Genomic DNA, 12,591 nt, shown 5'->3' with positions numbered 1-12,591 from the left:
TGACACATCATAAGTATTTATCAGCCGGGTGCTCCTGCTGCAGCTATCATTCACAGTACAGACATTCGTCTTCCAGACTTACTTGACCACAGGAGCACGCCATGTCCGAAGAACTCCACATCAATATCCAGAACCTGCATGACCTGCTTGAAGGTCAGCCTGTGGATGATTGTACTGCAGGTAGTCTCAAGCAGATTACTGATGAGCTGCAACTGGCTCTGGCTCAGGCAGAGGGCGACATTCCCCTGCAAGATTATAATGAGCAGCTTGAGCAGGAAGCGATCAAGTTTTCTGAAGAGCATCCTGCGCTGTCTCAAGCTATCAAACAGATTCTGACGACGCTATCGAGTATAGGTGTCTGACACATCATAACTGCTCTATTCCCGAGGTTTAAGCCCTGTAGTGGTCATTAGACAATAAATACAGGGTTTATCCGTTTAAGGTAAGGGTGTTTCTTTTTTGTATGCTATTATCCCCAGCCCGGTAGGTTATAAAACTAGCTACTATAACTATTCCAGCGCTATAGAGTGACTCCGGTTGTATTCAGCCATGGGTGGTGTTTCTTTCAGGCATCGATGTGAAGAGCCTTCATGGTGAATAAAAAAAACAACTTTGCCAGCTATGCAGTACGGCAGAAAAGTCATGGAAGCTCATGAGAGCTACATGAGCAAGTCGGCCTTGAGCGAGAGAAACAATCCGAGTCAGTTGATAAAAGATTGTTCAGCAAGCCAAGCCAGGAAAAGTATTTTGCCTCCTTTTGGGTTAAATACTTTTCACGGTAGATAATAAGACATCTGAGCTATTGTTATGCCTTCTATTTCCCTGGACAAGAGTAAGATTCGATTCCTTCTTCTGGAGGGGGTTCATCAGTCTGCTGTGGAAGTGCTTGAAGCTTCCGGTTACACCAACATTGATTATGTGTCCAAGTCCCTACCGGAAGACGAGCTGAAGCGTCGGATTTCCGAAGCGCACTTTGTAGGCATTCGATCCCGAACCCAACTGACAGAAGATATTTTCGCTGCGGCTGAAAAGCTCATTGCAGTAGGTTGTTTTTGTATCGGTACCAACCAGGTTGAACTGATTGCAGCGACTTCTCGGGGTATTCCGGTTTTTAATGCGCCTTATTCCAATACTCGCTCAGTTGCTGAGCTGGTTCTGGCTGAAGCGATTCTCTTGCTGCGGGGGGTTCCTGAAAAGAATGCGGTAGCCCACCGTGGTGGCTGGCAGAAGAGTGCAGCCAACTCCTATGAAATTCGTGGTAAAAAGCTGGGTATTGTAGGTTATGGCAGCATTGGCAGTCAGCTGAGTGTTCTAGCAGAATCCTTGGGGATGGACGTCTATTATTACGATGTGGTGACCAAGCTCTCCATAGGTAATGCCAAGCAAGTGGGCAGCCTGAATGATCTGCTAGCCATGTCTGACGTGGTCAGTCTGCATGTGCCGGAAACACCCGCAACTAAATGGATGTTTGGTGAAGAACAGTTTGCAGCTATGAAACAAGGCAGTGTTCTGATCAATGCTTCTCGCGGAACGGTTGTCGAAATTCAATCCCTGGCTTCCATGATTGAAACCGGCAAGTTGCTGGGGGCTGCTATTGATGTTTTCCCGGAAGAGCCTCGCTCGAACAACGATGAGTTTATCAGCCCTCTGCGCGGCCTGGATAATGTAATTCTGACCCCGCATGTGGGAGGAAGTACTCAGGAAGCTCAGGAAAATATCGGTCGTGAAGTTGCCGAGAAGTTCATCATGTATAGCGACAATGGTACTACGTTGTCGTCTGTTAATTTTCCTGAAGTCTCTTTGCCAGGTCATCCAGACAAGCATCGTATCCTTCATATTCACCAGAATATTCCGGGAGTTCTGGGGTCGGTTAACAGAGTTTTTTCTGAAAACAATATCAATATCAGCGGCCAGTTCCTGCAAACCAATGAGTCTGTAGGTTATGTGGTCATTGACGTCGATGCCGATCACAGTGAGATTGCATTGGAGAAGCTTAAAGAAATTGACGGTACTATTCGCTGCCGGATTCTTTACTGATCCTGATACTGGCCGGGCATCAGTCCGGCCAGTATGTTTTTACTGCATCATTTTCAAAGCTTCAATCTCGTCCGGCCAGATTGTTTCATCGATGGTTTCCAACACCATGGGAATGCCATTGAAGCGCTCATCTTTCATGATATAACGGAAAACTTCCCAGCCAATTTCACCTTGACCCAAGCTATGATGCCGATCTTTTCTTGATCCCAGCTCACACTTGGAGTCATTCAGGTGCATACCTTTCAGGTATTGGAAGCCGACTGTGCTTTCAAATTCTGTGAAGGTTTTCTGACAGCTTTCCTGTGTTCTCAAGTCATATCCGGCGGCAAAAGTGTGGCAGGTATCCAGGCAAACCCCTACTCGATGCTTGTCTTCAACCTGATCAATAATTTCTGCCAGTTCTTCGAAGCGCCAGCCCAGATTACTGCCCTGCCCAGCGGTATTTTCGATAACAGCAATAACGCCTTCACTTTGATCCAGAACCAGGTTGATCGATTCTGCAATGCAGGACAGACATTCTGAAATATCCATTTTTCTCAAGTGACTTCCCGGGTGGAAGTTAAGTCTATCCAGGCCCAGTTGCATGCAACGCTGCATCTCCTCAACGAAGGCGTCACGGGATTTCTGCAGGGCTTCCTGTTCCGGATGTCCCAGATTGATCAGGTAGCTGTCGTGAGGAAGAATCTGCTCAGGCTTATACCCGTATTTTTCACAGCGCTCCCTGAAAAGGTTAATGCTTTTCTGGGTTAGAGGCTTCGCTTTCCACTGTCTTTGATTTTTAGTGAATAGCGCAAAAGCGGTGGCACCCAACTTGTGGGCATTCAGGGGCGCATTTTCTACACCGCCGGCTGCGCTCACGTGAGCGCCAATGTATTTCATTTAGGTCTAAGTCCTTATACAGCCATCGAGAAAACTGATGGAGGATGGGTGATGAATATGTGAATCAATCGCCTGGGTTGAAAGGTCAATTTTACCTCAGGGAGATGTCGATCGCAGGTAGTTTTGAGTGCACAGGAAATCTCTTCGTGAAAAAACCATTAGCCCTGATTTTGTTATTGCTGGCTATGCCTATGACTGTCTTTGCCACAAACTTTGTAGAGGGAAAGGATTTTACTCGTTTACCTGCTTCCTTTGAGAAATCCACTCAGCCTACTCTGGCCGAGGTTTTTTCTGTTTATTGCCACAATTGCTATCGCTGGGATCAGGAAATGATCGACAGTGTAAAGCAGCGAATGGAGAAGAAAGATGTCTCCTTCAGACAGAAGCATATTGCCTATGTGGCAGAGTTTGGTGATCGAGCCAGCGAGGCCCTTGCCGTTGTAAAAGGCACTGCCCATGCTGAGCTGGTAAAAGATGGATTATTTGAAGCCGTTCAGAAAGGTAACCCGGGCGAGTGGGAAAATGAAGAAGCGTTTTTTAAAACACTGTCTCAAAGTGGTCTGAGCAGGGAAGAATTTCAGAAGCGATTAAAAGACCCTGTTGTACAGGCTCGGCTGAAGAACTGGAAGATGTATGAAGAAACTTTGCCATCGGTCCCCAGTTTTGTTGTTAATGGCCAATATCTGGTCAATATGAGCAGTATTCGTTCATTTGATCAGTTCTATTCACTGATAGACTACTTGCTGACCCTGTGAGCATGATTGAACTCCGTCAGCTTCTTGTAATCTGTCTTACACTCATTCGGTGCATACAGTATCTTTAGCTGACGGACTCTGACTAGGAGCCTGACCGAGAATTGCGTCCGAGCATAAAGTTCAGAAGAACGAGGCAGCTTTTTCACTCAATTCGTGCGAATAGTTGACCTATTTAATCGAATTAAGTGGAAAAGATGGCCGTTCTTTCTGGGCTTTAGGCCGGGTTGTCTATTCTTGGTCAGGCTCCTAGAGTTCAAGATACATTTAGAACAATATACAGGCTTTTGGAGAAGCACTGTTTTGACGAAACTATCCCACCTTTGGACTGATATAAGAACGGACCCTCTAGGGGCTATTCGTGACTGGCAGAATGCCAGAACTACCTGGCTGATCATGCTGTTGACGGCTGTATTTCTCGAGTCAGTGGCCTTTTACTTTCAGTATGTGATGTATCTGGACCCCTGCGAGCTCTGTGTTTATCAGCGACTGGCCGTGTTACTGATTGGTGTGGCCGCTCTGGTCATGCTGGTGGCACCACGAAACAAGCTGGTAAGAGGAGTGGGTTACATCATCTGGATTGCCGGTGCTGCCTATGGTCTGGATGCCTCGATAAAAATGCTGGGGTACTACTCATCCGAAGATCTGTTCATGACTTGTAAGGCACTGCCTACTTTCCCGTTTGATTTGCCTCTGTATGAGTGGTGGCCTCAAATGTTTCTGCCTTCCGGTTTTTGTGGGCAGGATGGTTGGCTGTTTTTGGGTTTGAACATGGCCCATTGGATGACATTTATCTTTGGTGTTTACGTTGTGGCTTACATGCTTTGTCTGATCAGTCTCTTCAGGAAATCGAAATAATCGAGTAAGCACACCTCCGGGCGCCCTGGAGTATATGTTCCAGGCGCTCAACCTTTGCCATTCCTGCAAAAAGTTCTTCAAATATTTCCAACTCTGATCGGCAAAACCCCTGACAAGCCGAAGCGGCTGAGCATATTGGGCAGTGGTTTTCAAAAAAGATGAAGCCATTCTCAGAGATTTCATAATCCGCCATGTACCCTTCTTTGGAGCGGACTTTGACCAACGCTTTGACCTTGTCTTCCAGGTCCATGTGACGGTCGAGAGTTTCATGATACTGCCGGGACGTTTCTTTTGACCGGTGCTCTATCAGCTGATCCAGACCCTGATCACCAAACACATCCTTGATAGAAATTAGCATATCCACGGTGAGCTGATCATGACGATCGGGAAAATGCGATTGAGCCTCTTCTGTTAACTGCCAGAGTTTTTTGGGGCGACCGACCCCTTTACTGACTTCCTCACTGGATATCAGGCCTTCTTTCTCCATTCGTTCGAGATGTTGCCTGGCACCCATGCTGGTGATGTCTAGCGTTTTGCCCAACTCTACTGCTGTTTTTGCGCCTTCAGTCTTGAGGAGTTGGAGAATTCTGTTTTGGGCTTTTTTACTTTTCATGGCTTCAGTATAAGGAGGTTGTTTTTATTAGTAAACAAAATGCTTTACAAATCAAAGCGTCTGCCATAGCCTAAATATGTAAATAAAAAACTTTATATATTTGGAGAAAGGTATGAACGCTTATCTTGAGCATGCCAATGTCACTGTCCCCTCAATTGATGAAGCCACTCGCATTCTTGGTGCTGCCTTTCCTGACTTTCGGGTGAGAGGAGGAGGAGAGTTTCGGGGTCGCCGCTGGGTGCATTTTGGCAATGACACAACTTATATGGCTTTGAATGAATACCCGGAAGGTGAGGCCAGCAAGCCAAACTACACCCACTATGGTGTGAATCATATTGGCTTTGTGGTTGATCAGCTCGATGAGTTGGATCAAAGGCTCAAGGAAGAAGGGTATGAGTTGATCCCGGAATTTCAGGAAGAAGGAGAATTCCGCAGACGCCATTACTACTACGATGGCAACGGAATGGAATGGGAGTTTATTGAATATACAACTGATGATGTTGCTAAAAGAAATAATTACTGAATCAGGGCAGAGTTGTGAAAAATAATCAAATAGCTGTTATTTATTATTCTGCTTCAGGTTCTACTGAGCAGCTTGCAGGGGCTATTGCAGAAGGGGTTGACTCTGTAGCAGGCGCACATGCGGTATCCGTGAAAATCTCTGGCAAAGATATTCATGAAGGTCGCTATACAAATGATGAAGTTATGTCTTTGTTAACAGAATCCAGAGGCATTGTGTTTGGTTCGCCTACTTACATGGGTGGTGTGGCTGCACAATTCAAGGCTTTTGCGGACGCTACCAGTGAACTTTGGTACAGAAGGGAGTGGCTCGATAAAGTAGCATCCGGATTTACGGTGGGGGGTAGTCCCAGTGGTGAACAGATGTCGACTATTCAATACATTCAGACACTGGCTGCTCAGCATGGTATGCACTGGGTAGCGGTTGATGCGCTGCGTTCTGAGCATATCAACAGACTGGGGGCCAGCAGTGGTCTGATTACCCAGTCTGTTCAGGGGGAGCTAAGTGTTGCTGATTATGAAACGGGTAAAGCACTGGGAGTTCGTGTTGCCAGTCTGGCAGAAAAACTGGTCTCAAGCTGATTGGGTATTCAGCTTGCTGGTCAGCCAGCTGAGGTAATCTTCAATGGTTTCGTCCAGCTCATTAGGCAAATGGTGTCGGGCGTCCTCAAGATAATAAACGCTGGGCTTGCTATAGAGCTTTTCAAGCACAGGAATATTGTGTTTGGCATCGACAGTCCGGTCGAAAGTACCTTGCACAATCAGTGGGCTGACAGGTGATTTGACTTTGCTGGACTCTATACGCCTGATCCAGCGATCCATGGCCAGAACCCATTGTGTGGGCAGGATGTCGGGTGAAAGCGGGTCGTTGTGTGAAAGCGTTAGAAAAGATTTTTTCCGAGAGTTTTCTGTGTAATTACGAGGCAGCTTGGAAATAAACAGTTTTGCCAGTTGCAGCTGCAACCGCCCCAGATTCCACATCCAGGGCCTGACGAGAGGAGCAGACAAGATAACCTGTTGGAAAGGGCTGGGCTTGTGATGAGCTTCTCGATTGATGAGGCAGTCTGTAAGGATCGCACACCCTGTACTTTGGCCATAAGCATGCCACGGTTTGGGTAAGTGACCTTCACAATGCACCAGTAGGTCTTCAAGAATCAGGGTATAGACAGAAAAATCAGGGATAGTGGCTGGCTTACCGCTAGAAAGCCCATGACCAGGCAGATCATAGGCCAGAACATTAAAACCCTGATCCAGAAGAAAGCGGATAATGCGAGCATAGAGCCCAACATGGTCATAGTAACCATGCAGCAGAAAAAAAGTGCCTTTGGCATTTTTCTTCTCAAACAGATGACAGGAAATCCTGTAGTCACAGCTGTCGATCGAGCCCATAAAATGGCGAACATCATCTGATCCGGTTTCAAAATCGATACCATAGAAGCTCAGGTATTCTTTGATGTCGGCATTCTGGCAGGTCGTCGAGACCTGGTGTTCCAGAGGAAATGCCAGAGGTTGGAGCTGCTCCTTCAGGCTTTTGGGGTTCAGCATAAGAGACTCTGTTCGAGCGTTAGGCTCAAGGCTGTTTTTCATCATAGAATCAGGTTTGCCTCTCATCAGGCTTTTTCCAGATCCTCAAGTCTGACTTTCATTTCCTTCTGGGAAATGACTTCACAAACTGTCTCGCCTTCAGGGCTTCGCTGCTTCTTAATGTATTGCACCAGAATCAGGCCCCGCTTTGAACCCAGGTCTGCCATAAAGGTCATCTCCAGCTCCTGATAGAGAGGATGGTTCATGATCACTTTATCCCCTCTGTTGAAGCTGACAACTTTATCGGAGGCCGTGCTTGTGCCTTCAGCATTGCTATTGAGAGTTTCGACAATTAACCGGATATCCTTGATCACCTCATGACCATTGGGGATAGGCTTGGGTAACAAAGCCTGTACATCCTGCTCCTGTTTTTTGCTCAGGCGACCGTCTTTATGGAGCTGGCGGGTGATGCGGTTAAAGTAAACAATCTCATTCACACCCCGGGTCGAGCGGATTTTGTGGTATCGATCCAGATCCTTGAGATCCAGATAGAGAAATACATAGCTGGGAAAGAGAACTTCTTCCTTTAACAGGCCCTTGCTACGTACTTTGACGAACGGGCAGTAAACATCAAATCCCTGAATTTCGAGGTTTTCCTCGGCTCTCTGCTCCTGACGTGGCTTGGTTTTGAGCAGGTACCATCCCTCTTGCAAGCACTCTTCATTCTGCATACATATTCCCTGAATGCTTTTCTGCTGCGTAGTACAAAAGTAGTGATAGCCAAAGACGAGACCTTTTGGGTTTCACATTTGTAGAGGACTATCTGAATCATTGACTACGATTTGAGCAGTTACATCGCAATTTCAATTCAAAGACCCTTATTATAAATCCCATGGTCGAACTATGCACCGCTAAACATTCAGAACATGAATTAACATTATTTAAACTTGGTTTTATGTTAAGTCAGGCTTAAAGAATAAAGGCGTTGATTGCCAGAACCCCTGCCTTAATTAGCCATAATACAGCCATGACTTCTATGAAGAAGGATTCGTGATCATGGGCAGATGCTGAAGAGCTGGGTACGTCGCCTGAGCCCTCTGTTTCAACAGGTGCTTTTTGATAGCCATTGGCCGCAATAAAGCGCTGAATTTCATCAGAAAGCAGATAGTCGACCAGAGTTTTTGCTGCAGCTTCATGCTCGGTAGCCTTTAAAATGACCAGCTCTTGAAGCAACGGTGTATAGAGTGATTGTGGGACGATCGTTACACCGACAGGAAAAAAGATCACTTGGCCATTTTCATCCGTTTCTATTACAAGGGAAACGGGTACAAAACCCGCATCAGAAGAATTTTGTACATTTGTCCATGTTTCGCTGACGTGATCACTGACTATCAACTTTTCCTGATCTTTGAGTGATTGATAAAGGCCATATTGTTGGAGAACAGATTTAGCAGCATGGCCATAAGGGGCGTCTTCAGGGTCAGCGATGTGAATAGCAGAAGGGCTGTTTTCAGTAATGTAGGCTTTTATCTCGTTAGGGTTAACGAAGCTCCCCTGACCGTGCCAGAATGCCAGCAACCCCTGTGCATAGATTTTTCGGGAGCTTTCTAAAACCTTACCTTCCTGTTCCAGTGCTGCCGTTTTTACGTTATCAGCAGAAAGAAATACGTCAAATTGTTGGGCGGTATTGTCGTTACTGATCTGGCTTTTCAGGTCTCCTGAAGCCCCGTAGTGCAAATCCAGAGTGTGGCCGTGCTGAGATTGGAACGATTCTTTCAGGCTTTCCAGTACGTGATGGAAGTTTGCTGCGACAGCCACCTTTATAGTGTCTGCGTTGGCTTGGGTACTGAGGAATAACAGGCATCCGAAAATACCCGCCAGAATGGATGAGCCAGAAATAGCTTTATATTCCGAGATAGGTTTCAGTGGTTCAAAAAAGCGAAGGTGAGACAAGATTCTTCTCCACAACTCAATGAATAATGAGTTACAGAGCTTAGTTCAGGCTGGACAAGGTTGTAGGAAAGGCAGTCAGAAGGTATCTGACTGCCCGAAGAGCATTTAGTTTGGGCTTATGGCTATTTGCAGGCTTCTTCCAGCATAGCTACAGCCGGCAGTTTTTTGCCTTCAACAAACTCCAGGAAAGCACCGCCGCCAGTAGAAATATAAGACACACGATCTTTAATGCCGTACTTGTCGATGGCAGCCAGAGTGTCACCACCGCCTGCGATAGAGAAGGCGTTAGATTCTGCAATGGCCAGAGACAGTGAGCGAGTGCCTTCACCAAACTGGTCAAATTCAAAGACGCCCACCGGGCCATTCCACAGAACGGTTTTGGAGGATTTCAGAACTTCGTTGAACAGCTTCTGGGTTTCAGGGCCAACGTCGAAGATCATGTCATCGTCTTCTACTTCAGATACCAGCTTGATGATAGCGGGCTCATTCTCGTCAAACTGCTTGCCGCACAAGACGTCTACAGGCATAGGCACGTCCACCTTTTCCATCAGTGCCTTGGCATTGGAAATCAGGTCTGCTTCATACAGGGACTTGCCGACATTGTAACCCGCGGCGGCCAGGAAGGTATTAGCGATACCGCCACCTACAATCAGCTGGTCGCAGATGTCGGACAGAGACTCCAGAACCGTCAGTTTGGTGGAAACCTTGGAGCCACCCACGATAGCGCACATGGGGCGCTCAGGATTACCCAGTGCTTTGCCCAAAGCGTCCAGTTCACCAGCGAGAAGAGGGCCGGCGCAGGCAATCTCGGCGAATTTACCAACACCATGGGTAGAGGCCTGAGCACGGTGAGCCGTACCGAAAGCATCCATGACATAAATATCGCACAGTGCCGCCATTTTTCTGGACAGTGCTTCGTCGTCTTTCTTTTCACCCTTGTTGAAACGGACGTTTTCAAGAATGACCAGTTCACCTTCGGTAACCTCAAAGTCACCGTCAACCCAGTCCTTGACCAGACGAACGTCTTTGCCCAGCAGGTTGCCGATGTAATCAGCAACGGGCTTCAGGGAGAACTGTTCATCATACTCTCCTTCAGTAGGACGACCCAGGTGAGACGTAGCCATGACTTTGGCACCGGCTTCCAGAGCACGTTTGATGGTAGGCAGGGATGCAAGGATACGGGCATCGCTGGTGACTTTGCCGTCTTTGACTGGAACGTTCAGGTCTTCACGGATCAGGACACGTTTGCCAGCAAGATCCAGGTCGGTCATTTTCAATACGTTCATCAGAGTCTCTCCATAGGAGGCTGACAGAGAATGGATTGCTCAGTTCAACTGAACTCAGGTTTGAGCACTGTTCTCATTCAGCTTCCGAGCACAGTTCAACGAAGCTCGACTGCCGTTTTGAATAAACAGCAGTACTGAAGGGTAGAATTCGGACGGACAATAGCACAAAAATATGACGGTCGGTACGTACCTTTCGGGCAATATGACGTGAGTCAATAGGGTTTTCAGGAGTGAACGCAGAACAACAAGAGTTTCATGGAACAATCGTTGATCAACAGAGCTGAAAGGAAGGTATACCAAAGTCGGACAGACCATGGTCGAGTGGAGTCTGGCAGGAATGATTGATAAGTTTCTCAGCAATCATTTCTGAAAAACTGGGAGGGGGAGCTTATGTTGGCCAGTGAAATCAGTTCAAGCAAGGATTCAATCAGTCCTCTTTCTGTCAGTAGGTTGTCAGCGGCCAGTGGTGTCTCATCGGGCTCGAATGATTCATCTGGTTTGATTCTGGGTCGTGGAGGCTGTGGTCGAGCCATCTTGAAAATAGATCCTGAAACCAGACAATTGCTGGTCGAAAAAAGAGCTCATAACGACACGCTTCTTGGACCCCGATACATGCAGGTGCTAAAGCGTGAAGCTGAAGCATTGGGTCACCTCAGTCATCCCAATATCATTAACAAACTTGGCCACACAGGTGATGCACGTTGGTGTGAGTCGATTATTCTGGAGTTTGGCGGTGTTGATCTGGGCAGATGGTCCAAGCTGAACTCTTCTCATGAAGATGCGGCTTTATTATCTAGAAAGAAGAAACAAAAATTGCTCCTTAAACAGGTTGTAGAGGGTCTTAAATATCTTCACGACCAAAATCTTATCCACAGAGATATTAAACCTCAGAATATCCTGGTAGATGCTCAGTTGAGAGCTCGCATCTGTGATTTTGGTGAGTTAATGGAATTGACGGAGGAGAACATCTTTCATCAAGCCGGTGATACTCCTGAGTATCGATCACCTGATCAGTGGACCGGTGCTGGCTGGAGTCCTGCTTCTGACATGTGGTCTTTCGGTTGTGTGATGTATCACGTACTCACCGGTAAAGACATCCTTCCTGAATTGGCCAATAAAACCCAGTTTCCCATGACCTTGTATCTGGAAGAGGACGATGGTGTCCAAGCCTATTACTTTGAGGATAAGAACGAGTTGCTTGGCTGGATCGATTTTGAAATCGTTAGAAAAGTTATGGGTAATGTCACGGATCCTCAGGCCAAAACCCTGTTGTTAAATCTTCTGAGTATTGATCCGGGTAAGAGACCACCTGCCGGTTACCTGAAAGCCCATCCCTGGTTCAATGTTGATCGCCCTGAGATACAAAACTATTTGCCTTAATTACAGGCTGTTTCTAATCAGTTGCTGCTAACTCTTCAATCTAGGTTATTCTTGGCGATCAGAGTGACCTGGTCAATTATTCTCGAGTGATATCTCTTAAAAGACCGCTATCAGTAACAAATACGCTTTTACTGAGCCTGCTTCCTTCCAGAGTATCAATGTTTTCAATCTTTTTGATGACATTCATTCCAGTGTGAACATATCCGAAGGTTACAAGATCAGAAGTTGGTTTGAAGTTCCAGTGGGTTTGAATTACAAAACTGAAGGGAAGGTCACTGTTCTTTTTGCACGTGCCCTTTCGGCATTGTTCGGGAACAAACAGTGATAACATTCCCGTCTTTTTAAGGGACCTTTGGATGCCCTCCGGTTTAAACAGATCTCCGTATTTGAAAAGTTTACGCCCACTGGAACCGCTACTAAAAACCTACGACAATCACTGATTATCTGGGTTTATCTACACCGTCAACACGGCTGCATACCGAAGTATGTCTTACGCCACTCTTGTGTAGGGTTTAAGGTCGAGCTGTAACGTGTCTCGACCATATCTATCTAAATTAACTGAGGCGTTGAAGTCTCGGTTATGGTGGGCTTTACAGCTTGGGCAGTCCCACCACTGGACACCAAGAACCACAGCATCATTTTTATGGCCACAGCCACTGCATGTCTTGCTGGACGGGAAGAACCTGTCAGCAATGACCACTTCGCGCTGCCGTAATTCGGCCTTGTATTCAATGAACTGGCGCAACATTCCGAAACCTGCGTCGTTCACAGCCCGGGCCAGTTTGTGATT

At 46.7% G+C, this 12,591-nt stretch carries 14 protein-coding genes; 7 read left to right on the top strand and 7 right to left on the bottom strand.

Annotation, left to right across the window (positions count from 1 at the left end):
• Positions 1-101: 101 nt before the first annotated feature.
• Together GZ78_RS11805 and serA are read left to right on the top strand one after the other, a co-directional pair.
• Positions 102-362, top strand: a complete 261-nt coding sequence (locus GZ78_RS11805; RefSeq protein ID WP_034835666.1) for a DUF4404 family protein — start codon at positions 102-104, stop codon at positions 360-362.
• Positions 363-807: 445 nt separating this feature from the next.
• Positions 808-2,037 carry a phosphoglycerate dehydrogenase gene (gene serA, locus GZ78_RS11800; RefSeq protein ID WP_034835663.1) on the top strand — a complete coding sequence of 410 codons (1,230 nt, stop codon included), beginning with the start codon at positions 808-810 and terminating at the stop codon, positions 2,035-2,037.
• 39 nt (positions 2,038-2,076) lie between these two features.
• On the opposite strand, the gene nfo is transcribed toward serA, so the two are convergent.
• A complete protein-coding gene (nfo, locus tag GZ78_RS11795) occupies positions 2,077-2,916 on the bottom strand; it encodes a deoxyribonuclease IV (protein ID WP_034835660.1) in 840 nt (279 codons plus the stop codon).
• Positions 2,917-3,062: 146 nt separating this feature from the next.
• On the opposite strand from nfo, the gene GZ78_RS11790 reads away from it, so the two are divergent.
• Entirely contained in the window at positions 3,063-3,671 is a 609-nt protein-coding gene (locus tag GZ78_RS11790) for a thioredoxin domain-containing protein (protein ID WP_161787367.1), read from the top strand.
• A 300-nt stretch (positions 3,672-3,971) separates the two neighbouring features.
• Positions 3,972-4,526, top strand: coding sequence for a disulfide bond formation protein DsbB (gene dsbB / locus GZ78_RS11785; protein WP_051786082.1), 555 nt, complete (start codon positions 3,972-3,974; stop codon positions 4,524-4,526).
• On the opposite strand, the gene GZ78_RS11780 is transcribed toward dsbB, so the two are convergent.
• Entirely contained in the window at positions 4,510-5,139 is a 630-nt protein-coding gene (locus tag GZ78_RS11780; RefSeq protein WP_034835655.1) for a helix-turn-helix transcriptional regulator, read from the bottom strand. The genes dsbB and GZ78_RS11780 overlap by 17 nt on opposite strands.
• Before the next feature lie 112 nt (positions 5,140-5,251).
• Here GZ78_RS11780 and GZ78_RS11775 point away from each other — a divergent pair, with 112 nt between their 5' ends.
• Positions 5,252-5,662: a VOC family protein gene (locus GZ78_RS11775; protein WP_034835652.1), complete on the top strand. Its 411-nt coding sequence runs from the start codon at positions 5,252-5,254 to the stop codon at positions 5,660-5,662.
• Between the two features lie 14 nt (positions 5,663-5,676).
• Complete coding sequence (locus tag GZ78_RS11770; RefSeq protein WP_201772704.1) at positions 5,677-6,240, top strand: flavodoxin family protein; 564 nt, start codon at positions 5,677-5,679, stop codon at positions 6,238-6,240.
• Here the strand turns inward: GZ78_RS11770 and GZ78_RS11765 are convergent.
• The 4 genes from GZ78_RS11765 to GZ78_RS11750 all read right to left on the bottom strand — a co-directional run bounded on the left by GZ78_RS11765 (position 6,232) and on the right by GZ78_RS11750 (position 10,421).
• On the bottom strand, positions 6,232-7,269 hold the full coding sequence (locus tag GZ78_RS11765; RefSeq protein ID WP_051786081.1) for an alpha/beta hydrolase: 1,038 nt from the start codon (positions 7,267-7,269) through the stop codon (positions 6,232-6,234). The genes GZ78_RS11770 and GZ78_RS11765 overlap by 9 nt on opposite strands.
• A complete protein-coding gene (locus GZ78_RS27425; RefSeq protein WP_051786080.1) occupies positions 7,269-7,913 on the bottom strand; it encodes a transcription termination/antitermination NusG family protein in 645 nt (214 codons plus the stop codon). The genes GZ78_RS11765 and GZ78_RS27425 overlap by 1 nt, the downstream gene beginning before the upstream one ends.
• A 238-nt stretch (positions 7,914-8,151) precedes the next feature.
• Positions 8,152-9,135, bottom strand: a complete 984-nt coding sequence (gene modA, locus GZ78_RS11755; protein WP_034835648.1) for a molybdate ABC transporter substrate-binding protein — start codon at positions 9,133-9,135, stop codon at positions 8,152-8,154.
• Between the two features lie 122 nt (positions 9,136-9,257).
• Complete coding sequence (locus GZ78_RS11750; protein ID WP_034835645.1) at positions 9,258-10,421, bottom strand: phosphoglycerate kinase; 1,164 nt, start codon at positions 10,419-10,421, stop codon at positions 9,258-9,260.
• Between the two features lie 390 nt (positions 10,422-10,811).
• On the opposite strand from GZ78_RS11750, the gene GZ78_RS11745 reads away from it, so the two are divergent.
• Positions 10,812-11,801 carry a protein kinase domain-containing protein gene (locus tag GZ78_RS11745; RefSeq protein WP_034835642.1) on the top strand — a complete coding sequence of 330 codons (990 nt, stop codon included), beginning with the start codon at positions 10,812-10,814 and terminating at the stop codon, positions 11,799-11,801.
• A 490-nt stretch (positions 11,802-12,291) separates the two neighbouring features.
• Here GZ78_RS11745 and GZ78_RS28315 read toward each other — a convergent pair.
• The coding region (locus GZ78_RS28315) for an RNA-guided endonuclease InsQ/TnpB family protein (protein ID WP_236631535.1) at positions 12,292-12,591 on the bottom strand (300 nt) is incomplete at its 5' end.

The sequence above is a fragment of the Endozoicomonas numazuensis genome (genome assembly GCF_000722635.1).
Taxonomy (GTDB): domain Bacteria; phylum Pseudomonadota; class Gammaproteobacteria; order Pseudomonadales; family Endozoicomonadaceae; genus Endozoicomonas_A; species Endozoicomonas_A numazuensis.
This window is presented reverse-complemented; position numbering and strand designations above follow the sequence as displayed.

Coding starts and splice junctions, on each gene's coding strand:
- GZ78_RS27425 (WP_051786080.1), bottom strand. CDS start 7,913: ATGCAGAATGAAGAGTGCTTGCAAGAGGGATGGTACCTGCTCAAAACC.
- GZ78_RS11765 (WP_051786081.1), bottom strand. CDS start 7,269: ATGAGAGGCAAACCTGATTCTATGATGAAAAACAGCCTTGAGCCTAAC.
- GZ78_RS11750 (WP_034835645.1), bottom strand. CDS start 10,421: ATGAACGTATTGAAAATGACCGACCTGGATCTTGCTGGCAAACGTGTC.
- nfo (WP_034835660.1), bottom strand. CDS start 2,916: ATGAAATACATTGGCGCTCACGTGAGCGCAGCCGGCGGTGTAGAAAAT.
- GZ78_RS11805 (WP_034835666.1), top strand. CDS start 102: ATGTCCGAAGAACTCCACATCAATATCCAGAACCTGCATGACCTGCTT.
- serA (WP_034835663.1), top strand. CDS start 808: ATGCCTTCTATTTCCCTGGACAAGAGTAAGATTCGATTCCTTCTTCTG.
- GZ78_RS11775 (WP_034835652.1), top strand. CDS start 5,252: ATGAACGCTTATCTTGAGCATGCCAATGTCACTGTCCCCTCAATTGAT.
- GZ78_RS11780 (WP_034835655.1), bottom strand. CDS start 5,139: ATGAAAAGTAAAAAAGCCCAAAACAGAATTCTCCAACTCCTCAAGACT.
- GZ78_RS11745 (WP_034835642.1), top strand. CDS start 10,812: ATGTTGGCCAGTGAAATCAGTTCAAGCAAGGATTCAATCAGTCCTCTT.